At 40.0% G+C, this 21,502-nt stretch carries 22 protein-coding genes and 6 pseudogenes; 7 read left to right on the top strand and 21 right to left on the bottom strand.

Going from position 1 to position 21,502, the window contains the following annotated elements:
* Nucleotides 1–42: 42 nt before the first annotated feature.
* Together RCG23_RS18745 and RCG23_RS18740 are read right to left on the bottom strand one after the other, a co-directional pair.
* Nucleotides 43–502, bottom strand: a pseudogene (locus RCG23_RS18745) (ComE operon protein 2).
* A 90-nt stretch (nucleotides 503–592) separates the two neighbouring features.
* A complete protein-coding gene (locus RCG23_RS18740) occupies nucleotides 593–1,234 on the bottom strand; it encodes a helix-hairpin-helix domain-containing protein (protein ID WP_308176906.1) in 642 nt (213 codons plus the stop codon).
* 86 nt (nucleotides 1,235–1,320) lie between these two features.
* On the opposite strand from RCG23_RS18740, the gene comER reads away from it, so the two are divergent.
* Nucleotides 1,321–2,145 carry a late competence protein ComER gene (comER, locus tag RCG23_RS18735; RefSeq protein WP_308176905.1) on the top strand — a complete coding sequence of 275 codons (825 nt, stop codon included), beginning with the start codon at nucleotides 1,321–1,323 and terminating at the stop codon, nucleotides 2,143–2,145.
* A 244-nt stretch (nucleotides 2,146–2,389) separates the two neighbouring features.
* Here the strand turns inward: comER and RCG23_RS18730 are convergent, their stop codons facing one another.
* The 8 genes and pseudogenes from RCG23_RS18730 to RCG23_RS18695 form a co-directional block, all read right to left on the bottom strand.
* Nucleotides 2,390–3,139, bottom strand: a complete 750-nt coding sequence (locus RCG23_RS18730) for a class I SAM-dependent DNA methyltransferase (protein WP_308176904.1) — start codon at nucleotides 3,137–3,139, stop codon at nucleotides 2,390–2,392.
* Complete coding sequence (gene rsfS, locus RCG23_RS18725; protein WP_308176903.1) at nucleotides 3,136–3,492, bottom strand: ribosome silencing factor; 357 nt, start codon at nucleotides 3,490–3,492, stop codon at nucleotides 3,136–3,138. The genes RCG23_RS18730 and rsfS overlap by 4 nt, the downstream gene beginning before the upstream one ends.
* 27 nt (nucleotides 3,493–3,519) lie before the next feature.
* Nucleotides 3,520–4,084 (bottom strand): annotated as a pseudogene (gene yqeK, locus RCG23_RS18720) (bis(5'-nucleosyl)-tetraphosphatase (symmetrical) YqeK).
* A complete protein-coding gene (locus RCG23_RS18715) occupies nucleotides 4,074–4,643 on the bottom strand; it encodes a nicotinate-nucleotide adenylyltransferase (RefSeq protein WP_308176902.1) in 570 nt (189 codons plus the stop codon). The pseudogene yqeK and the gene RCG23_RS18715 overlap by 11 nt, the downstream one beginning before the upstream one ends.
* Before the next feature lie 23 nt (nucleotides 4,644–4,666).
* Complete coding sequence (gene yhbY / locus RCG23_RS18710; protein ID WP_308176901.1) at nucleotides 4,667–4,957, bottom strand: ribosome assembly RNA-binding protein YhbY; 291 nt, start codon at nucleotides 4,955–4,957, stop codon at nucleotides 4,667–4,669.
* Nucleotides 4,951–5,790: a shikimate dehydrogenase gene (gene aroE / locus RCG23_RS18705; protein WP_308180104.1), complete on the bottom strand. Its 840-nt coding sequence runs from the start codon at nucleotides 5,788–5,790 to the stop codon at nucleotides 4,951–4,953. The genes yhbY and aroE overlap by 7 nt, the downstream gene beginning before the upstream one ends.
* 329 nt (nucleotides 5,791–6,119) lie before the next feature.
* A pseudogene (yqeH, locus tag RCG23_RS18700) lies at nucleotides 6,120–7,201 on the bottom strand (ribosome biogenesis GTPase YqeH).
* 27 nt (nucleotides 7,202–7,228) lie between these two features.
* Nucleotides 7,229–7,744, bottom strand: coding sequence for a YqeG family HAD IIIA-type phosphatase (locus RCG23_RS18695; RefSeq protein WP_308176900.1), 516 nt, complete (start codon nucleotides 7,742–7,744; stop codon nucleotides 7,229–7,231).
* A 468-nt stretch (nucleotides 7,745–8,212) separates the two neighbouring features.
* On the opposite strand from RCG23_RS18695, the gene RCG23_RS18690 reads away from it, so the two are divergent.
* Nucleotides 8,213–8,353 carry a sporulation histidine kinase inhibitor Sda gene (locus RCG23_RS18690; RefSeq protein WP_308176899.1) on the top strand — a complete coding sequence of 47 codons (141 nt, stop codon included), beginning with the start codon at nucleotides 8,213–8,215 and terminating at the stop codon, nucleotides 8,351–8,353.
* A gap of 650 nt (nucleotides 8,354–9,003) precedes the next feature.
* Here the strand turns inward: RCG23_RS18690 and RCG23_RS18685 are convergent.
* Nucleotides 9,004–9,792: a phosphatidylserine decarboxylase gene (locus RCG23_RS18685; RefSeq protein WP_308176898.1), complete on the bottom strand. Its 789-nt coding sequence runs from the start codon at nucleotides 9,790–9,792 to the stop codon at nucleotides 9,004–9,006.
* A 188-nt stretch (nucleotides 9,793–9,980) separates the two neighbouring features.
* Between RCG23_RS18685 and pssA the strand changes: the two are divergent.
* Nucleotides 9,981–10,519 (top strand): annotated as a pseudogene (pssA, locus tag RCG23_RS18680) (CDP-diacylglycerol--serine O-phosphatidyltransferase).
* A gap of 114 nt (nucleotides 10,520–10,633) precedes the next feature.
* On the opposite strand, the gene RCG23_RS18675 reads toward pssA, so the two are convergent.
* A complete protein-coding gene (locus tag RCG23_RS18675; protein ID WP_308176897.1) occupies nucleotides 10,634–12,421 on the bottom strand; it encodes a M3 family oligoendopeptidase in 1,788 nt (595 codons plus the stop codon).
* Between the two features lie 133 nt (nucleotides 12,422–12,554).
* Nucleotides 12,555–12,713: a hypothetical protein gene (locus tag RCG23_RS18670; RefSeq protein ID WP_308176896.1), complete on the bottom strand. Its 159-nt coding sequence runs from the start codon at nucleotides 12,711–12,713 to the stop codon at nucleotides 12,555–12,557.
* Nucleotides 12,714–12,894: 181 nt separating this feature from the next.
* On the opposite strand from RCG23_RS18670, the gene RCG23_RS18665 reads away from it, so the two are divergent.
* From RCG23_RS18665 to RCG23_RS18655, 3 genes are all read left to right on the top strand, one after another.
* Entirely contained in the window at nucleotides 12,895–13,575 is a 681-nt protein-coding gene (locus tag RCG23_RS18665) for a response regulator transcription factor (protein ID WP_308176895.1), read from the top strand.
* Nucleotides 13,576–13,596: 21 nt separating this feature from the next.
* Nucleotides 13,597–14,010 (top strand): hypothetical protein, encoded by a 414-nt coding sequence (locus RCG23_RS18660; protein ID WP_308176894.1) that lies wholly within the window; start codon nucleotides 13,597–13,599, stop codon nucleotides 14,008–14,010.
* A 134-nt stretch (nucleotides 14,011–14,144) separates the two neighbouring features.
* Nucleotides 14,145–14,585, top strand: coding sequence for a beta propeller repeat protein (locus RCG23_RS18655; RefSeq protein ID WP_308176893.1), 441 nt, complete (start codon nucleotides 14,145–14,147; stop codon nucleotides 14,583–14,585).
* 37 nt (nucleotides 14,586–14,622) lie between these two features.
* On the opposite strand, the gene sigK is transcribed toward RCG23_RS18655, so the two are convergent.
* The 7 genes and pseudogenes from sigK to RCG23_RS18620 form a co-directional block, all read right to left on the bottom strand.
* Entirely contained in the window at nucleotides 14,623–15,339 is a 717-nt protein-coding gene (gene sigK / locus RCG23_RS18650) for an RNA polymerase sporulation sigma factor SigK (protein WP_308176892.1), read from the bottom strand.
* 530 nt (nucleotides 15,340–15,869) lie between these two features.
* Complete coding sequence (locus RCG23_RS18645) at nucleotides 15,870–16,010, bottom strand: YrzI family small protein (RefSeq protein ID WP_308176891.1); 141 nt, start codon at nucleotides 16,008–16,010, stop codon at nucleotides 15,870–15,872.
* 494 nt (nucleotides 16,011–16,504) lie between these two features.
* Nucleotides 16,505–16,765 carry a YrhC family protein gene (locus RCG23_RS18640; RefSeq protein WP_308176890.1) on the bottom strand — a complete coding sequence of 87 codons (261 nt, stop codon included), beginning with the start codon at nucleotides 16,763–16,765 and terminating at the stop codon, nucleotides 16,505–16,507.
* A gap of 127 nt (nucleotides 16,766–16,892) precedes the next feature.
* Nucleotides 16,893–18,025, bottom strand: a pseudogene (locus RCG23_RS18635) (bifunctional cystathionine gamma-lyase/homocysteine desulfhydrase).
* Nucleotides 18,026–18,948, bottom strand: a pseudogene (locus RCG23_RS18630) (PLP-dependent cysteine synthase family protein).
* 26 nt (nucleotides 18,949–18,974) lie between these two features.
* Nucleotides 18,975–19,670: a 5'-methylthioadenosine/S-adenosylhomocysteine nucleosidase gene (gene mtnN, locus RCG23_RS18625; protein ID WP_308176889.1), complete on the bottom strand. Its 696-nt coding sequence runs from the start codon at nucleotides 19,668–19,670 to the stop codon at nucleotides 18,975–18,977.
* A gap of 16 nt (nucleotides 19,671–19,686) precedes the next feature.
* Entirely contained in the window at nucleotides 19,687–20,325 is a 639-nt protein-coding gene (locus RCG23_RS18620; RefSeq protein WP_308176888.1) for a class I SAM-dependent DNA methyltransferase, read from the bottom strand.
* Between the two features lie 166 nt (nucleotides 20,326–20,491).
* On the opposite strand from RCG23_RS18620, the gene RCG23_RS18615 reads away from it, so the two are divergent.
* On the top strand, nucleotides 20,492–20,698 hold the full coding sequence (locus tag RCG23_RS18615) for a DUF2536 family protein (RefSeq protein ID WP_308176887.1): 207 nt from the start codon (nucleotides 20,492–20,494) through the stop codon (nucleotides 20,696–20,698).
* A gap of 34 nt (nucleotides 20,699–20,732) precedes the next feature.
* Here the strand turns inward: RCG23_RS18615 and RCG23_RS18610 are convergent, their stop codons facing one another.
* Nucleotides 20,733–21,410 carry a YrrS family protein gene (locus RCG23_RS18610; protein WP_308176886.1) on the bottom strand — a complete coding sequence of 226 codons (678 nt, stop codon included), beginning with the start codon at nucleotides 21,408–21,410 and terminating at the stop codon, nucleotides 20,733–20,735.
* Nucleotides 21,411–21,502: the final 92 nt, after the last annotated feature.

Below are 21,502 nucleotides of genomic sequence, written 5' to 3'. Positions count from 1 at the left end.
TGAAAGCCAGCGTCCAATCAGTAACTAATTTGCTTATATTGCCTATTGGCAAATTTTACTGAGATCAATGGTTTTCTCCCGTAATTCAACCTTTTCCGTTTTAACCTTCGCATTTTCGAAAAGCTCAATGGCATATGGGTGATTTTTATAATCCATGGCATAATAAACGGTTTTTATTCCTGCCTGGATAATTGTTTTACAACATTGGAGGCATGGAAAATGAGTTACATATAACTCAGCGTCTGAGGTCGCTACTCCAAACTTGGCACATTGGAGCAGGGCATTCATTTCAGCATGAATCGTTCTGACACAATGATTATCAATCACATAGCAGCCCGCATCGATGCAATGGTCGCTGCCAGCAATCGAGCCATTATAGCCTCCTGCAATGATTCTGTTATCCCTTACAATTGTTGCCCCCACAGCAAGTCTTGTACATGTGCTTCTCATTGCTAGTAAATGGCTCTGCGCCATAAAATACTGCGCAAGAAATTCTGTCCATTTGCATCCCCTTCCTAAGAGCAGCAAGTCTCAAAGTAGTATAAAGTAAGTGTAATCCTGCATCGCTAAGTTGGTCAAACCAAACATATATTTAATTCACGGAAATTAATTCCTTTAACTTCTCAAATGTTTTATCTCCTATCCCGCTTATCTCTTTCAAATCCTCAACCGTTTTAAAAGGGCCAGTTGTTTCCCTGTATTCGATAATCGCTGCCGCTTTGGATGGTCCAATCCCTGGAAGGGTCTGCAATTGCGTTTCATCTGCTTTGTTGAGGTTAACCATTTGGTTATCCGCCGATTTTCCTCCCATTACTAAAGAGGCTGAGCTTGTTCCTGATTGAGAAGGGGTTGCCCCAATAGCGGGAATGACAATAACCATTTCATCGACAATATGTTCTGCGAGATTGATTTGATTTTTATCCGCTTTTTCTGTAAGTCCTCCAGCTTTGTTTATTAAATCAATCACTCGTTCTCCCTCGTTGGATTGATAAACACCAGGCAGTTTAACCTCACCTTTAATATCGACCATCATGGTATTGCTAACCTTAACAGAAGACTTTTTTTCTTCTTCAGCATTCTCTCCTGTTTTTTCCACCGCACTAACTTCATGCTTGATCTCATTGTTTTGAAGGCCGGAAGTCTCCTGGTTATCTGCATAATAAAAAAATACCGCAATGGCTATTACAAAGCCGGAAATTAATGAAATCTTATGTTCTAAAATCCACTCTTTCATTGAGGATCAATCCTTTCCATAGGTATAATTTGTTTTAAAATTTCATATTGTTAGATGAGAAGTTTGGATTTGAAGGAGGGATATATTTGAGAATTGGCATTATTGGTACCGGAAATATGGGGAGAATTCTGGCGGAGGCGCTGATCGAAGGAAAAGCCGTTCCCCCTTCTTCAATGATGATTACAAACAGAACTAAATCTAAAGCATACCTGCTTAAAAATAAATATAATAAAATTGCCATAGGGGAAAATGCCGCTGAAGTTGCCGCTCATTCAGACTTGATTTTTGTCTGTGTTAAGCCATTGGACGTCCTGAAAATTTTAGAAGATATCACCCCTTTCGTTTCGCCTGAGAAATGTCTCATTTCAATTACCAGTCCGATAAATACAGATCAGCTGGAGCAAGTAGTTCATTGTTCTGTTGCACGTGTCATTCCCAGTATTACAAGCAGGGCATTGTCCGGTGTTTCTCTGCTGACATACGGCAAAAATTGCAGTGAAGATTGGAAGGGAAAAATACGGAATCTGGCAGAAAAGATTTCTGTTCCTGTGATGATTGAGGATAAGGTTACACGGGTAGCATCGGATATTGTAAGCTGCGGTCCTGCATTCTTCAGCTTCCTGCTCCAGCGATTTATCGACGCAGCGGTGAAGGAAACAGATATTGACGAAGCAACGGCCGTTGTTTTAGCAGGAGAAATGATTATTGGACTTGGTGAACTATTAAAGCAGGGGCATTATACTCTTCCAACTCTTCAGGAAAAAGTATGTGTAAAAGGCGGTATTACAGGTGAGGGAATTAAAGTAATGGAAAATGAATTAGGGGAAATATTCGAGCATGTTTTCCAGGCAACACAGGAGAAATTCAAAGAAGATTTAGATAAAGTAAATAAGCAATTTTCTACAAAATAATTTCGACATTAATCCCTTAATTCCTTTATGATTCTAAAAAAAGGCGCAAGCGCCCTGGTTAGCCCCGACAGGCATAAGACGAATCACGCAGGAAATCCTAATTTCTGGAGTGATTTGGCTTATGACCCCGAGGGGCTGGGCGCTGGAGCTAGATTAATACAACTTGTAGAAGTTATCCATATCATTTAATTTTATAATTTCCTAGACGGTAAAAAAAAAGCCATCTCCGCTAACGGGATGGCTCTTAGTCTATCCTTTTTGCAATAAAGAAAATTCTTTCTGAATCAGCTGATGGACTGGCATCTTCAAAATCTGCACATACCTCCAAAAGCTTAAATCCCGCATGCTCCAGCCAGCGCGAATACTGTTCGACAGAAAAAGTTCGCTGGAAATGAATTTCATCAAAACGATTATATTTACTTGAGCTCTCATCGAGAACAAAGAAGCTTAATTCATGTTCCACACTATTTGGGGCTTCCCCGGGAAAGCTGTTCCATATATATGCAAGACGATCTTCATTTAAGGTGAATGTCTGATTCATAAACACTTGGGTTATTTTATATATAGAATGCACATCAAAAATAAAAAGGCCATCTTCCTTCAAATGCTGATAAACTTTGGAAAAAGTCTTCTCAACTTCTTCTGCAGTCTGCAGATAGTTTAAAGAGTCACAAAAAACCCCAATGACATCAAACTGCCCCAAGCCTTCTAATTCAGCCATATTTTGCTCGAAAAAAGGCAGGTGAAAGCCAGCATCTTCCGCTTTGCTTCTAGCTACCGAGAGCATATCAGTTGAAAGGTCTACTCCTGTTACCTGAAATCCTTCCCGGGCAAAACGGAGAGAAAGTTCACCAGTTCCACAGGCTAAATCAAGTAAAGTCCGACCCTTTACTCCGTAATCTTCAAGCTTTTTCAAGACTAATTCAGCCCACTGATGATACGGAGCGTCTTGCATCAGCTCATCATACAGATAGGCAAATCTCTCATAACTCATAGATTAAGCACGCTTCGAATGTCTTCTAGCGGAGCATCTCCCCATAATCTTTCAAGGTTGTAGTATGATCTTTCATCCTTATAGAATACATGTGCCACGACATCACCAAGGTCGAGCAGGATCCACTTAGCTTCATCGAACCCTTCAATCCGCTTCACTGCGCATCCGTTTTCTTCTGCTTTTTCTTTAATTTCCCTGGCAATTGCCTGAACCTGTTTATCCGAATTTCCGTGGCAGATTATGAAGTAATCGGCAATTAAAGAAATCCCTTTCATATTAAGCGCGACAATATCCTCTGCTCTTTTATCGTCTGCAGCCTTAACCGCTATTTGTAGTAATTCCTGATTGTTCATCTATTCAATCCCCTTCATTAATATTTATTACTTAAGTGTCGATTTAACTAAATCATTATAGGTATTAAAAGTATCCGGGTATACCGGCTGCTTTTTTTCATTAAAAACATAATGGTATTTTGAAGGCCTGGATTAAAGCCCCATCCAGGTCTTCCTTTGCAAGCTCCCTCACCTCTTCTACGCCTGGGAAATGACGGCCTGGTTCTATATAGTCCGCTAAATATATGACTTTTTCCAGCACCTTCATCCCTGGACGTCCAGAGGTATGGTAACGGATTGCGTCCAGCACTTCCAGGTCATCGATGCCGGCTTCTTTTTTTACGAGATAAGCCCCAGCAGGTGCATGCCAAAGCTCCGAATTATATTCAAGCAAATCACCCGGGAACCCCTCCCGAAGAATGATTTCCTTCATTTCTTCTTTCGGTCGGAATTTGGCATAATCATGAAAAATCGCGGCCAGTTCGGTTTTTTTTTCATCGGCTCCAAATCGTTCTGCCAGAATAATCGCCGTTTCCATCACTCCGAGAGTATGCTGATAGCGATGCTCCGTCAGTTGGGCATGCACAAGCTTCAGGGCAACTTCACGTTCCATATAAATGATTCTCCTTAATATAATGAAGTACTGGTTCAGGAAGTAAATAACGGGCAGATTTACCTGACTTCAGCCTCTCTCTTATTAAGCTTGACGATACGTCGATTGTCGGGATGTCAATATAAAGGACAGGATACCCTGTTTCATGGCTGTAGGACGGCCTGTCTACGCCAACAAACTTGACGAGTTCCAGTAATTCATCAATTTTATGCCACTTTGGCAAGTATTCAATCATATCCGCACCAATAATAAAGTAGAACCCATGCTTAGGATACTTTAAAGATAGGATTTTCATCGTATCAAAAGTAAACGAAGGGCCCTTTCTTTCCCATTCAATCGTCTCGATCTTGAATTGTTCATTTCCCTGCAATGCTAGCTTAAGCATCTGAAGCCGGTTTTCATTTTTTACTGTGTCCGGCTTTTTTTTATGTGGCGGCTCTTGATTGGGCATAAACCATATTTCGTCGAGTTGAAGGGCAGACATAACCTCGTTTGCAATTAAAAGGTGGCCATTATGGGGAGGATCGAACGTCCCTCCAAGAATCCCAATTCTCTTCATGGCTCAGCCTCCTTTTGCTGAATTTATGGCAGTACGAGTTGCTTATTTTCTTTCGACTCTTTGTACAGCACTATAGTATTCCCAATAACCTGAACAAGCTCCGCTTTTGTTCCTGAAGCCAGGTTTTCGGCAACTTCTGTTCTATCCTCTTCACAATTTTGGAGAATGCTGATTTTTAACAACTCCCGCACTTCAAGTGCCTCTGAAATTTGTTTAATCATATTCTCATTTACTCCGCCTTTGCCCACCTGGAAAATAGGATTTAAATGATGGGCCTTAGCTCTTAAAAACCTCTTTTGTTTACCAGTTAACATATTGTTCCTCCCAGCTGCTTTAAAACATTCTTTTTCATTCTATCAGTATCAGGAAATATACCCGTCCATTTTTCAAAGGCAATCGCCCCCTGAAAAACAAACATATCTATTCCATTCTGAATTGGCAATCCTTTTTTCTTTGCATTATGCAAAAACATTGTTTCAAGCGGATTATAAATGATATCACATACAACGCATCCGCTCTTCACACCTTCCAAATCCAAGGGCTTTTCACCCGTATTCGGAAACATGCCTATTAGGGTTGTCTGGATAATCAAATCGTATTGATCCAGGCTCCCTTCCGCTCTTTCCATACTCACTGCATTAGAAATGACTGGAAAAGAGCAGCTATTAATCAATTCTTGTGCTCGTGCCGCTGTGCGGTTGTAAATATCGATATTTTTAGCCCCTGCCTTTGCTAGGGTAAAATATATGGCACGTGTGGCCCCGCCAGCTCCAATAATTAAAATATTTTTGCCCTTTATTTCAGGCAAAAGGCGATTCAATCCTTTTAAGAACCCTGGTCCATCGGTATTATAGCCGATTAATTTGCCATCCTGGTTGACTACTGTATTTACTGCACCAATCTCACGCGCCAATGGATCGATCTCATCCAATAATGGGATAATAGAGCTCTTATGTGGTACCGTTACATTAAAGCCTGATGCCCCGATGGCCTTCAGCCCTTTTACAGCGTCAGCCAAGGATTCCACTTTCACCAGAAGAGGGTGATAATGCGCATCTATATTGTAATAAGCAAATAAATCGTTGTGCATTTGCGGTGACATCGATTGGCCGATTGGGTTCCCCAATACTGCAAAAAGCTTTTTCAAAGCACCGTCCCCCATCACCAAGTTATATCTTTTAAATTGACTGTTTTCGTATACTTTGTTGCTATTTAAGGAGTAGTTGATTTCCACTTCAGGATGCTCGCTTTCCGCGGGGCGGGCGGTGAGCATCCTCGGCGCACAGCGCCTGTGGGGTCTCACCTGTCCCGCTGCTCCCGCAGGACGTTGAATCAGCTTCCTAGAATCAACACCGCACGAAGGAAATGCGAGAGCATTTTCGAGGAGCTCGCACCTTCCGCTCCAATCAATTTCTTTTTCAACGATTCGCTTTTAATAACCTATTTACAAAACAGCAATCTTTTAGAAAACAGCCTTTAAATTAATGACTTTCTCAGCATTGTTTGCACACCTTTAGGAACGTACGCAATCACTTTAGCTCCCGGGTCATTTACCGTTATCCAACCCAATCCTGAGAATACAATATCTGTTTTGGCTTCCTTAATCGAATATTCCTGTTTGACTAATTCAGGAAAATGCTCCATTTCATCCTTTTTTGGAGGAGTTAATAATTCCCCGGCATGTTTTTCATATAACTCGGAGGCATTCTCCATTTTTGTGCGATGGATATTCAATTCGTTGGAAAAATGGCAGACAAATGATCTTCTTCCGCCGCTAACATAATCAAATCTTGCTAATCCCCCAAAAAACAACGTTTGTCCTTCATTTAATTGGAAAACGGTCGGTTTTATTTCCTTTTTCGGGGTGATGATTTTAAGGTCAGCTTTATCTACAAAATGGGCCATTTGATGGTGATTGATAATTCCAGGTGTATCAACCAGTGCCTTTTCATCATCAAGTGGTATTTTAATTATATCTAAAGTAGTCCGGGAAAATGGGAAGTTGTGATTACATCTTCCTCGCCGGAAACCTCTTTAATAATTCTGTTAATAAAAGTAGATTTCCCGACATTTGTACATCCTACCACATAGACATCTTTTCCGTCTCGCATTTCATCGATTGCTGCAGCGGTTTCTTTAATATTATTGCCTTTTGCCGCGCTGACCAGGAATATTTCCTCTGGCCTCAAGCCAAGCTCTTGCGATTGCTGCTTCATCCAGTGGATAAGCTTGTTATGTTTAACTGACTTAGGAAGCAGGTCAACTTTATTTCCGACTAGCAGAACTTTATTGTTTCCTACAAAACGGTGCAGTCCCGGAAGCCAGCTGCCGTTGAAATCAAATATGTCAACAATCTTTACGATCAATGCATCGGTTTTTCCAATACCATTCAATATTTTCAAGAAATCATCATCCGTTAGGCTAACGTCCTGAACTTCATTATAATGCTTTAACCGGAAGCAGCGCTGACAAATAATCATTTCTTTTTCCAATGCTGATGCTGGTGCATATCCAAGGCCAGCTGGGTTTTCAGTTTGAATTTTCACACCGCATCCCATGCATACATGCTGTATTTCACTCACACATTAATCCTCCCATTGAATCATGCCTTTTCTGCGGAACCAATTTAAGATTCTCCGCTCCACAAGGCGATTAAATTTTGTAAAAAAACCGTCTGTCTGGGCAACTGGTACAACAAGGATGGTATGAAAGCCTCCACGGTTGCCACCTAGTACATCAGTCAATAATTGATCTCCGATGACTACGGCTTCTTCCCTTTTCAGTCCCATTCTGTTTATTGCCTTTTTAAACGCTCTTGACATAGGCTTTTTTGCTTGAAAAATAAATGGAATATCCAAAGGGTCCGAAAAAGATTTTACTCTCGTTTCATTATTATTAGAAACAATCGTCACAAGAATATTGTTTTTTCTCATTTCATCAAACCACTTAATTAACTGGGGAGTCGCATTAAGCCTGTCCCATTCAACAAGCGTATTATCAAGATCTGTGATAATTCCTTTTATTCCTCTTTCTTTCAAGAGTCCAGGGGTAATATCCAGAATACTTTTAACGTGTTCATCCGGTAAAAAATGCTTTAGCACAAAAATTACACCTCTTAAAATTAGTACTTAATTTTTAAAATCTACTTTCAGCTTACCGTTATCATCATAACCAATTTTAACCGCTGATACAAAGTATAAATGAATTTTACTAAGACATTGTACATAATTGAGCATTTGCATCCTGAAAAAACATTATGGTTATTTCTATTTACATACAATCGAGCAAAATAGCAGTATAAAAGCTTATTTTAAAATATTTTTCGACAAAACTTTCCCTTTTCCTCACTTGTGGATAAACTTATTCACATTATACCCATTGATCCTGTTACTTTTCCCTTTTTTATAAACATGTTAATCACAGTTTATCCACCAACCCCTGTGGATAAGAGAACGATTGTTCTATTCGTTTGTTTTTGGTAGATTAAGGGTACACCAAATGTACCTATCATTGTATGAAACCAATTTCAATTTAAGAACTTTTTTCAAAAATAGGAGGTGGCTTCTGACATGCGCAAACTGTCAGACGAATTATTAATTGAGTCCTACTTTAAAGCGAGAGAATTAAACCTAAGCCCTGATTTTATTGGCCTTATTGAAATGGAAATCCACAGACGATCACTATCAAATAAAATTAAAGTTTCCTGCTAATTCTAATATGCCCTTGCTTAGGGCTTTTTCTTTTTTTATGGCTCTTATCGTAAACTTTGTTGTTTCTGTAATAATTTGCTCACTTAGATACCACTCAAAACTAATATTGGTATATTCAATGGTACTCGAGTCCGAATCAGAGGGGTTTTGGCCTTTATCTCACTTATGATGACCATTTCTTCCACCTTAGACATGCGTTTCGGTCTTCATCAACCTTATGTAGACCATTTTCTGCTCCCGAGGCAGGGATTTCGGTCTTCATTGCTCCATTGGGTATCTTTTTTGTTGGGATTTTGCCTATGACCTGGCTTATGAAGACCGTTTTGGGTATTTATCGCAGGCGTTTCGGTCTTCATTCCCATTATGAAGACCATTTTCTGCTCCCGAGGCAGGGATTTCGGTCTTCATTGCTCCATTGGGTATCTTTTTTGATGAGGTTTTGCCCATGACCTCGCTTATGATGACCATTTCTTCCAGCTTATTCGGACAGGGTTGATCAAATCAGGGGCAATCAAGTCCGAATCAGAAGATTTCGGAACAATCTCTAATAATAAAATTTGTCCCGAAAACAACAATCCTTGCTAAAAGAGCATTTTTATTATAAAAAGAACTATTAAAAGGGCTGGCAATAAATGCGCCGCCCTTTAAACTTAGCTTTGTTTTTTTAAGACACCAATTCTTTCGCCAACTCTTATATCGGCAGGAGTATTAATTGTTGTATCCAGTTCGTATATACCTCGTTCGAATAATAATACAACGGTTGAGCCAAACGTGAAATACGCCATTTCCCTGCCTTTTTCCAATTCTGTTCCCACATGTGTCGTTTCAATAGAATTAACAAACATCGCCCCTACCTTAACAACTCCAACATGACCATAATCAGTCTTAACTTCCGTAATCATCCGGTAGTTTTTCGCCAGCGTCCTCACACCATATTTTAACCCCAATTTGTTAACAGGATATGATTTCTTCCCCAAAGTCCACTGTTTTGTAACCGTACCACTCACAGGACTGTGAATTCGATGATAATGGCTGGGGCTTAAATAAAAGATCATATAGGTGCCATTAAGGTATTTTTGCAAGGATTCATGATTACCCAGCATTTCTTCGATAGAATAAATTTTTCCTTTAACTTCGATTTCACTGGATTCTTTAATTTTTCCAATATCTTCAATCACTGCGTCCACAGGGCTCACTACAGATTCTATTGCCTCATCAATTTTTCTCGATCCTGGTTTTAGTTCTCTTATAAAAAAATCATGAAGTGTCGGATATGAACCTAATTCTTTTTGCATTTCAGCCTGATTGATACTATAGGCCTTTGCAAAGGATGGAACGATAAACCGGCTGAGGCGGGAACGTGAAAAATTCCTTAATATCCACGAAGACCATTTGCCATTTGTCAGTTCAATTAGAAGACGATAAAATGGTTGAATCACTGTACCTACCCCCAAATAGTGTAAAAATACTCTTTAAGATCAGTCATAAAAACCTTAAATTTAAATATTATTTAGATATGCTTAATAAAGCTCCGCATAAAAGAGAGAACCGTACAATCAAAGGACAGCTGGGAAGGATGGTCTGGTTTTCAAAGACCCTCGTTCCAATTGATAAGGAGTGAGGATGATTGTTTTTATCAGACGTACTGGACCAGACAATTAGAAAACTAAAATCCCAAACTGCGAACATTATTACATTAACTAATTTAACTTTAGGCGGTTTTGCCATTGTCTTTATTATTGATGATAACTTAAGATTAGGGCTTCTTTTAATATTCATTGCTGCACTGGCAGACCGGTTTGACGGAATGATAGCTCGAAAGTTACATATTGAATCAGAGCTAGGGAAGCAGCTCGATTCCATGAGTGATATTATATCATTTGGTGTGGCACCTGCACTATTACTATATCAAGGAATTTTATCGGATTTCGGAGGTCCCGGCACTTTCTTTACCATTTTTTACATCGTTTGCGGAGCTTTCAGACTCGCCCGTTTCAATATTTCAGAAAGCTGTCGCTATTTCACTGGCCTTCCGATTACGGCAGCCGGATGTCTGGCTACATTAAGCTATCTTGCCATTCCTTATTTGCCGCCCCAGCCTTCCTGTTCACAATGATGCTCTTATCATTCCTTATGGTCAGTTCCTTTAAACTTAAAAAAGTATAATCCTCAATATAGCATATTAATAGGTAAGTTTGTCCAATAAAGAAAACTCCTCGATTGGCTAGCCCCTAAAGGCGAAGAAAGAACCCAGCTTTCAACGCTGGGTTCTTTCTTTTTCTATTTGTTTTCAGTAAGCTCAAGAAATTCCTCAATATCGTCAATGCAGACTTTGAGAGCCTTTTCCCAAAAATCAGCCTTTGTCAGATCTTCCTGTAAATGCTTTTGTGCAAGGTCCTCAACTGTCATTGATGCCGAATCCTCCAGCAAGGCGATATATTTCTCTTCATATCCTTTTCCTTCTTCAAGTGCCTGGCCATAGATGCCAAGGGAGAACAAATATCCAAAGGTATAAGGGAAGTTATAGAACGGCACCCCTGTAATGAAGAAATGGAGCTTGGAAGCCCAGAACATCGGATGGTATTCATCCAGGGCACCGCAATAAGCTTCTTTTTGCGCAGATAGCATTAATTCATTTAATCTTTCTGTGCTTACAGGTCCTTGTTTCCTTTCCTGATAAAAGCTGCTTTCAAAAAGGAAACGGGCATGGATATTCATTAATAACGCAACAGATCTTTGAATTTTATCATCTAATAATGCCAGCTTCTCTTCGGTTGTGGTCGCTTTTTTAACCGCAGCATCGGACACAATCGCTTCCGCAAACGTTGAAGCAGTTTCAGCTACATTCATTGCATAATTGCGGTTAAGATAATGCTGCCCTCTCATGGCATAGGTATGGAATCCATGGCCTAGTTCATGAGCAAGGGTTGAAATGTTTGAAGGAGTCCCTGAGTACGTCATAAAAATGCGTGATTGTTTGCTTTCAGGAAAATAAGTGTGGAAACCGCCTGGCGCTTTACCCGGACGATCCTGAGCCTCAATCCACTGTTCCTCAAATGCCATACGGCCAAATGCCGCCATCTCTTCACCAAACCTTGCAAAATGCTCAAGAATGAAGTCTGCCCCCTCTTGGTATGAGGCTTTCGATTCCGTCTTCCCATATGGTGCATCAAGGTCATACCAGCTTAGTTTCTCTACTCCCAATAATTTAGCTTTTCTATCGAGATATTTTACGAGTGGCTCTTTGTTGTCAGAAATGACCTTCCACATCATATCCAGCGTTTCTTTTTTCATTCGGTTTAAATGAAGAGGTTCCTTTAAAACTTCTTCCCACCCTCTTTGTTCATAAACGCTTAACCGGAAACCGGAAAGATGGTTTAATGTTTTGGCAAGCAAATCAGAGCTTTCAGCCCATGCTTCCTCCCATTTTTCAAAAATCCCTTTTCTCACTTCCCGATCAGGATTTGAGAATTTATTAAATGCCTGACCAACGGAAAGACTCTGGCCCTCAAACGGAATTTTAATGCTTCCGACAATCAAATCATACAATTGTCCCCATCCATGGTAACCATCAACACCAAGGGAATTAATTAAAGCTTCTTCCGCTTTCGAAAGCTTCTCCTGTGCACGTTCCTTTCTTTCTGTTAATACAAAAGAAACTCCACGCAATGAGGGGTCCTCCATTAACTTTAGCCAGACAGTATCATTAATTTCCGTCAATTTGCTGTCAAAGCCAGTTAACACCGTTTGAAAAGCGGCACTTAGCGAGGTAACTTTTGCTTGCAGGGATTTCGCAGATTTATCATTTGTATTTTGAGCCTGAAGACAGCTCACGAACGCGCCTGCCTGCCGGATCATTTTTGCAGTCTGTTCAAATTCTTCTAATAAACCGTTTAACTTTCCAACGTCTTCTGTCGTATTTAGTGGTGACCACTTGTTCACCTTTTTTTCAAAAGCGGATATGGATTCAGATGTTTCTGTTAAGTGATTTGCAAAAGCTTCTGAAGCACTTCCTCCATTAAATAAAATATCCAAGTCCCAGACATCTTTGTATGTAGTTGCAGTCATGATTTACCCCCTTTAATCTATGTACTTCTTCATTATAAGTGCTTTTTTCTAAAATTTCTATCAATTCATTTTGCATTCACAATGAATAATAGGCCTTAAAGCGACGCTCAAGGCCTTTAAGTTTATTAATTTATTAACAAAATTGATTGCTGAAATACCACCAGCCCCAAAAGATCAGAACAAGAATCAATAACACGATAAATAGCGCGTACCAGGGACCAATTCCACCTGAATAACATGGATAGGCAGGAAAAGGAGCTGGGTAACCGGGATAAGGATAACCGTATGACATATTCATTCCCTCCTTTTGTCCTTTTACTATCATGATATGTATCTTGGGTAACATGGTATGGGCATCTATTTATGAAAATCCTTCACAAAACAAACTTAAATTTCCCAGACTGGTTACTCTTCGCTTTCATGCATTAATGTATAATATTTTCAAAGGATTACTTTTGGGGGAGAGATGGATTTTGATAAAAATCATGATGGTCGATGATGAAAAAAGAATGCTTGATTTACTATCACTTTATTTGACTCCAAAAGGGTATCACTGCATAAAAATGGGGACGGCACTTGAAGCAATCCGATATCTGGACTCGAACAAAGTTGATTTGATTTTACTGGATGTAATGATGCCTGAAATGGACGGTTGGGAAGCATGTAGGGAAATCAGAAAAAACTCGGATATCCCTATTATTATGCTTACGGCAAGAAGCGAAAAGACAGACATAATTAAAGGGCTTAATTTGGGGGCTGATGACTATATTAGTAAACCCTTTGACGAAGAGGAGCTTACAGCAAGAATCGAGGCCATTTTAAGAAGAAAAAATTCAGAGGAAAAAACGATCATTTTCAATGGACTTACATTGAAGCATGACTCTTTTGAGCTTTTATATTATGAAAATACAGTTCCGCTGACACCCAAGGAATTTGCAATGCTCAGCCTATTTTTACAGCATCGTAACAAAGTGTTCACCCGTGAGCATCTCCTAACTGCTATTTGGGGTTATTCAGCGGCAACGGAAGACCGGACGATTGATTCACATGTCCGAAATCTAAGGGATAAATTGCGAAAAGCAGGCTTCCCAATTGAAGAATATTTGACAACTGTATGGGGACTGGGGTATAAGTGGATGGAAAAAGATTCTTAAACCCCGACAGGAGGCAAAGTAGTGAGAAGTAAGTCAAAGTTATTTTTACTAGGAATGGCTGGAATCATGATTTTCAGTTCCGGATGTTCCAATCAGGAGAAATCTGATCAAGGTGCTAATCATGAAAATCATAAAGAAGCAGAAAAGAAGGTTACTTCTCCTGAATACTCAATTATTGAATCGAAGGCGCTTAAAGTGGATCACCTGCATGGGATAGGCTATCCGGGGAATGACTCATCTCTTTATTTAGCTGCCCATGATGGATTAAAAATATATAAGGATTCGAAATGGTTTGAAACGACTGCCAACCGAAATGATTATATGGGCTTCCAGGCAATTCAGGAGGGCTTTATCGCAAGCGGACATCCGCAACAAGGCAGCGTGCTGAAAAATCCCCTGGCCTCATTCAAAGTGTTGATAAAGGAAAGACACTAAAAAAACTAGCCTTTTATGGAGAAAGCGATTTCCACTTCCTTTCTGCAAGCTTCTCGGGTACTGGCATTTATGTCATAAATGAGGAACCTAACAGCAAACTGGGGAAAGGTGTATATTTTTCCGCGGATAATGGTATGACGTGGAAGCAGAGTAAGCTTGATCAATTTAAAGCTGATTCCCTCGGAATGATTGCAGTTCATCCGGAAAAGGGAGAGACAATGGCAATGGCAACCCGGTCCGGCATTTATTATTCCGTTAATGGCGGAGATACAATGAAAGCATTAACAGGCCCGATTATGGCTACTTCCCTGGCTTTCTCTGGAAATGACATTTATTTTTCAAGTGTTGAAAACAAAGCGATTCTTTTAAGAAAATCAGATCCAGTTACTGGAAGTCAGTCAGATGTCAAAATTCCTTTTCTGGATTATGATAACCCGATCACTTATATTGCGGTTGATCAAAAAAATCCAAAAAGATTTGCGTTCGCTACCTATAAAAATGACCTTTATGAGTCTGTTGATGCTGGCAATAATTGGTCAACACTATTAAAAAACGGCCAAAAACAGCAGGATTAATCCTGCTGTTTTTATGTTAAGTTGCATTTCTTTTGTCCTATCTATTTTTCCTTCTCTCTTTTTCCGCCCGGTAAAATTCATGAAACATTTTCATTAGTGCCCTTTTCTCAATTCTGGAAACATAACTCCTCGAAATCCCCAGTTCCTTTGCAATCTCTCGCTGTGTCTTTTCCTTTTGCAAATCAAGCCCAAATCGGCCGATGATAACTTCCTTTTCACGATCATCCAATACATCTATATACTGCTTAATTTTTTCGAGCTCCATATTTAATTGAATCGTATCGATGACATCTTCTGATTCCGACTTTAATACATCAATCAAGGAAATTTCATTGCCTTCTTTATCCTGTCCGATCGGATCATGGAGGGAAACGTCCTTTTTCGTTTTCTTTAGGGCTCTTAAATGCATGAGAATTTCGTTTTCAATACATCTCGCTGCATATGTAGCCAGCTTAGTACCCTTGCCTTCTGAATAGCTTTCAATCGCTTTGATTAATCCTATTGTGCCTATGGATATCAAGTCCTCGGAATCTTCGCCTGTATTTTCAAATTTCTTGACGATATGGGCAACCAGGCGCAAGTTATGCTCTATCAGCATATTGCGCGCATGTGAATCCCCCTCCGCCATTAATCGTAAGTATTTCCGTTCATCTGCCGCCGATAACGGTTGGGGAAAAGCATTATTTTTCACATATGAAACTAGGAATAAAAACTCTTTTGCTAAGTAACCGAGTGCTGCCAAAATACTGGACATGCACATCCACCCCCGCTTTCATTAGGACTATCGCCTATAACTAATTCCTATGAAAGTTTCCGGGTGTTTGTGTCTGTCCATGCGACTTTTATTTCATGGTAAAATAAACCTAAAAAACAAAAAGGCACTAACCTATATCCGGTTAATGCCTTTGATTGAATGTGAATCAGTATTCTTCTGTAACACTGACTTCTGCCACAATTACGCAGCCGATTGCTCCAGTAATCACACATGCCATAACGATCATAAACATACTCCGCACCCCTTTGGATAGGTTCAATTCTATACTTCGAATTTACCATATTTACACTGTACCTATCATAAAAGGATGTGAACATTTTGTTAAATTATGCCCTCTTCTTTTTGCGAACGAAAAGGGTCAACAGTAATATATGCACAGACATTAGGTCAACCTCCATTGTATACTTTCGTTAGGTGGTATCCTTCATCACCCATAAGCTAGCTCCACGGTCTTGAATTAGAAAAATCATTTTAAAAACCACCTTTCATTTTCATTTTTAAGGGCAAGATTATATCGGACGGTAAAGGGAAAATTGACGGTCCTTGATTTCATCATGAAGCTTTTCGACCATTTCATCCCTTAGAATTTTCTCAGGGTCCAAAATACGTTTTTTAATTGTAATTGTCATAAACAAGATATTTAATGTCATCTTTATACACCTCCTTATTAGAAAAGCGAAAGCGCCTTGTCTAAACCCGACAAGCGCTGGAGGGACTGAAGATTAAGTCGTTCTTTGACTTCATCAGCAGGACCGAAGCGACCTCGAGGGTCTAGGCGCTGTAGCTAGACAGTTTTCCTAGTTTTAAAAATAAGTTTGTTGTTAAATACATATCCGCAAAAAAGCCGCAAGGAATTATCCCCCTGCGGCGTGTGTTTTTTGGCACAAAAATACCGCAGGAGCACGATTCTCCCTGCGGCATGGATATGTAAGTTAACAATTAGCTGTTAAGCAATCCATTCCCTCTTGGTCGAATGCGCGTTTAATCCATATAAAGCTGTAGTGTTTAGTACGGTGAACTTTTGCATCATTTCGACCTCCTCCGGAATTTTTCACTAACAATGGTAATTATATCCACATTTATGTCATTTGTAAACCCTTATACCGCCTATTTTTCCCAAAAATAAAAACGCCCCTTAGGACGTTTATTTTTTCATTAAATATTCCTGTCCTTCTTCCATTTCTTCAAGCTCCATTCTGCACTTCTTTGAGAGAATGAAAAAGAAAACGGAAGCGGCTAAAAATGACATTGACGATAATATCAATATATTTAAACTCATCACAGTTTTTGTGCCTGATGGAATAATGACTCCCAAGTAAAAGAAAACGCCCGCAGCTAAAAGAGCTACCGCAAACCGTTTGAAGTCAATCATTTTTCCGTATAAATTCTTTGCGTGGTTTTTCACTCTTATCACCTGCTCCTGTTAAAGTCTACTAAACAACTTTAACATAAAATAAGCAGAGTAAGAGAATGTAAATATTAGTAAAATAATGTGAAAAGCTGGTCCTTAGAGAACCAGCTTTAAAAACAATCTATTCTAATGCCTGGCGAAGATCGTCGATTAAATCTTCAACATCTTCCAATCCAACGGAAATACGGACGAGTCCGTCAGTTATACCAAGCTCTGCTCTCCGTTCTGCCGGAATAGAGGCATGTGTCATCCTTGCCGGTACAGAAATTAGGCTTTCCACTGCCCCAAGGCTTTCAGCAAGAGTAAAGTAATGAACCTTGCTTAATAATTGGTCTGCCATTTCTCCACTGCCTACATCAAAAGAAATCATTCCCCCAAATCCCCTTGCCTGCTTTTTGGCAATCTCATGGTTTGGATGGTTTTCAAGGCCAGGGTAATAAACCTTTTTTACAGAAGGATGGTCAGTAAGGAAATTCACAATAGCAGCCGTATTCGCTTCATGTTCTTCCATTCTAATTCCCAAAGTTTTAATGCCCCTCATTAATAGCCATGAATCCTGACGCCAAGCACCCCTCCTGTGGAGTTTTGCACAAAGTGAAGGTCCTCAGCAAGCTTTTCACTATTGACGACAACAAGACCCGCTACAACGTCACTGTGACCGCCAATATATTTTGTGGCACTGTGAAGAACAATATCTGCTCCAAGTTCAATCGGATTTTGCCAGTATGGTGTTGAAAAGGTATTATCGACAATGGTCAGAATGCGATTGTCTTTCGCCAATTTAGCAGCTGCTTCGATATCAGTTATTTTCAAAAGAGGATTCGTCGGCGTTTCAATATAAATTGCTTTCGTATTTGAACGGATCTCATTTGTGATATTTCCAAGGTCACTTGTATCCACAAAGGTGGAATCAATGCCAAAGCGATTCAACACCTTTGTCATGACCCGGAAAGTGCCTCCATACACGTCATCCGTTAAAATTACATGGTCACCCTTATTGAACAGCATAATTACTGCAGTTATAGCAGCCATTCCTGAACCAAACGCAAATCCAGCCGTGCCGCCCTCAATATCCTTAATCAGTTCTTCGAGTGCATGCCTTGTAGGATTTCCTGTACGGGAATATTCAAAGCCTTTATGGCCGCCGACGCCTTCCTGTTTATACGTACTCACCTGATAAATAGGTACAGAAACTGCTCCTGTATATGGATCATTACTTATGCCGCCGTGGATGAGTTTTGTTTTCCGTTTCATTTATATCCCACCTTCATAAATTTTTTTGCTTAAATAACGTTCGCTTCCATCCGGAAATATTACGATGATATTGCTTCCAGGTGCAGCTCCTTCAGCCTCCAGAAGCGCTGCATGGAGGGCAGCACCTGATGAACTGCCTACAAGCAGCCCCTCTTTTTCTGCCAATTCCTTAACTCGTTTAAAAGCAGCCTCGTCAGAAATGGTATGAATGGCATTAAAATATTCCTTTTCCATAAATTCAGGCAGGAACTCCATTCCGATTCCCTCGGTTTTATGAGGGCCGGACTCGCCTCCATTTAGAATGGACCCCTCGGGTTCGACAATGACCGTTTTTATTTTAGGATTCTGCATTTTTAAATATCTGGACGTTCCCATAAAGGTTCCGCCACTTCCTGCCCCTGCAACGAAAATATTCACATTTCCATCCATTTGTGTCCAAATTTCCGGCCGAGTGTTTTGAAATAGGTTTCCGGGTTTGCAGGATTGGCAAATTGCTGCGGGCAAAAAGAATCAGGAATCTCTTCAAGCAGCTCTTTCGCTTTTTCAATTGCGCCCTTTATCCCTTTTTCTGTTGGGGTATGGACAATTTCGCCACCTAAAGCTTTCATCAGATCCTGCTTTTCGATGCTGAATTTCTCAGGAACGCAAAGGATTACTTTTACGCCTTGATTGATGGCCGCAAGTGCGAGGCTTATCCCCGTATTCCCGGCAGTCGGTTCGATTACCGTTCCGCCTCGCTTTAATTTCCCGCTTTCAAATGCATCCCTTAAGAGCTCTATGCCAAGGCGGTCTTTCACGCTGCCGCCTGGATTCATGAACTCAAGTTTAGCAAAAATCCGAACGCCTTCTGGCAAAGGAAACTGTGAAATTTCAACAATCGGTGTTTCTCCAATCATTTCATGTACATTTTTATAAACTTTCATGGAATACTCACTTTCTGTCCCGTTAATCAGCCAAGCTTCGCGACAATCTTCATGACAAGCGTGGCAGAATGAAGCGCTGCCTTTTCTAAAAATTGATCAAAAGATACATTCGATTCCTTGCCTGCGATATCGGAAAGTGAACGGATGATTACGAATGGAACTTTAAATTGATAAGAAACCTGGGCAATTGCCGCTGCTTCCATTTCAACTGCCTGAAGGTCCTGGAATTTGGTTCGGACAAAATCAACCCGTCCAGCATCCTGCATAAATGAATCTCCTGTTGCAATTAGCCCTTTAACAATTTGAATTTCTTCGATTTCCTTTGCGGCTGCTTCAGCAATCGATATCAATTTCTCGTCTGCAGGAAATGCTGCAGGGAGCTGAGGGACCTGGCCATATTCATATCCGAAAGCTGTAACGTCCACATCATGATGACGTACATCCGTAGAAATAACTGCATCACCTACGTTTAGTTCCGGATTAAAACCACCTGCAGATCCAGTATTGATAATATAATCAGGCTTGTATTTTTCAAGCAGGATTGTGGTCGACATTGCGGCATTTACTTTACCTATGCCTGAACGAAGGAGGATAACATCTGTTCCATGCATTTTTCCAAAGGTGAATTCACACCCTGCCACTGTTTCCTGTGTTTTTCCTTCGATATTTTCTCTTAAAAGAGCCACTTCTTCTTCCATTGCTCCAATGATTGCGATTTTCATGATTAAACCTCTCTCTTTAAAGTTTTACTCCTTCCATGAGCCACACAAAATCATTGCAGCGGGTGAAGGTTACTGAAAACCCATTGCTCTCCATTATTCCCTTTAAAACCGGGATTGTGGTGTAAAACTCCGTTTGCAAATCCTTTGCAAGGTTATGGAAGCCCTTTTCTTGTGCATCTAAAATAGCCTTTTTATAATCTTCTTCGGATTCATACATTGTATCCGCAAACACTATTTTACCACCATTGAATAAAAGTTTTCCATATAGGGCTATTGCTTGGGATTTTTCGCTGTCTGTTAAGTGATGAAATGCATAAGTACTGACAAAGGTTTCTGGATTTTTTACGGCAGGAAAGACCATAAAATCTCCATCAAGGACCTCGGCTTTGCCATTAAGTTTTTCCTCAGCAATTTTCCTCATAGGTGCAGAAGGCTCTATTCCCGTTACAGTTAAGCCTCTGTTCAATATTTTTCTTGTGAGATTGCCTGTTCCAACGCCAAACTCAACGACATGGCCCTTAGAACGGTTGGCTACCTCGTCCAATATTCCATCATAATTCAAAAAAACTTCTTTATATTCAGCATCATGTCCAACTACTGTGTCATCATATGAATCAGCCCATTGTTCAAAAACATCTAAAAATTCTCTGCCCATTTCCCTCACCCCAAATATAAACTTATAATTCCTATAAGTATAGTATGAATTAAAAAAATCATGTTCTCAATTTATCATAATCCACTTTTTTATTCAACTATTGTTTGCCTCAATGGGCTGCTCTTATTAAAATATGAATAGAGAAAAAGTAGAAGGGGTGTTTTGATTGAACTTCCATCTGGATTTAATAGAGGATAAAGTAGAATTTTTTGAAGCTGCCGACTTAAAAACATTGCAAAAGAAAATCGAATCCCAGATTGAAATAAATAAGGCCATTATGCTCTCCGTTCACTCTGTTTCACATCAAATGCATCTGAATGAAAATGGCCAGAGGTTTTATTCCGCTGTTGTTCATTTTAAGCAAAAAAAATAAGGATGGGTCCAAAATGGACCCATCCTTATTTTTTTTAATTCCCTTGGTCATTCTCCGTTAATTCTTCCACCTTGGAAGGCTTCCAGCCCTCGCCATCAACCCAATCGATGTAAACACGATATGCCTTTTTATCTTCCTTGGATGAAACGGTCGCAATTGAGCTGTTAGGATCATGATTATTGTTTCCGATACGCCATACCGTCATATTTCCACGGTCAATCCCAGTTGCATATGAAATGGCGTTCAGCATTTCCTGCCAGTCAACGGAGTTTGAATCATAATCAGCCGCATGCTCCCCTGTTTGTGAAGTCCCAACAGGCTTCCATTCAGGATTTTCAATTGTTTGTTTTACGTTGTCTGTACTCCCGCCTTCTGTAACAACCGGTGCTGCTGAATCATCAGGCTGCTCGGAAGCTGTTTCTTCACTGTCAGTACTTTGATTATCTTCACTCGTTTGAGTTTGGCTGTCACTAGCTTCTGTACTGTTATCAGAAGTACTTTGCTTATCTTTCTTTGAATGCTGTGTATGTTTAGCTTCTTTATTGTTGTCACTCTTGGATGCAGAATTATCATTGCCGCCTGCGAAAACCGTAAAGGCAACAATAATAATTAAGAGCAGAACAATTGCAATCAAACTGTTCAGCAGTATGTTGGTTTTCTTTCGTTTAGCCCGGTATCCTGAACGCGAGCTATTTTTAAAATCGTTATTCAAATCTACCCCTCCAAAAAATAAGGATGTCAACATTCTAACATGAGTTTAGTAAAACATGAAGGAATATATCACTATTCATTGAGTTGGGTGTC

It is taken from the genome of Neobacillus sp. PS3-34 (assembly GCF_030915465.1).
GTDB lineage: Bacteria > Bacillota > Bacilli > Bacillales > Cytobacillaceae > Neobacillus_A.
This window is presented reverse-complemented; position numbering and strand designations above follow the sequence as displayed.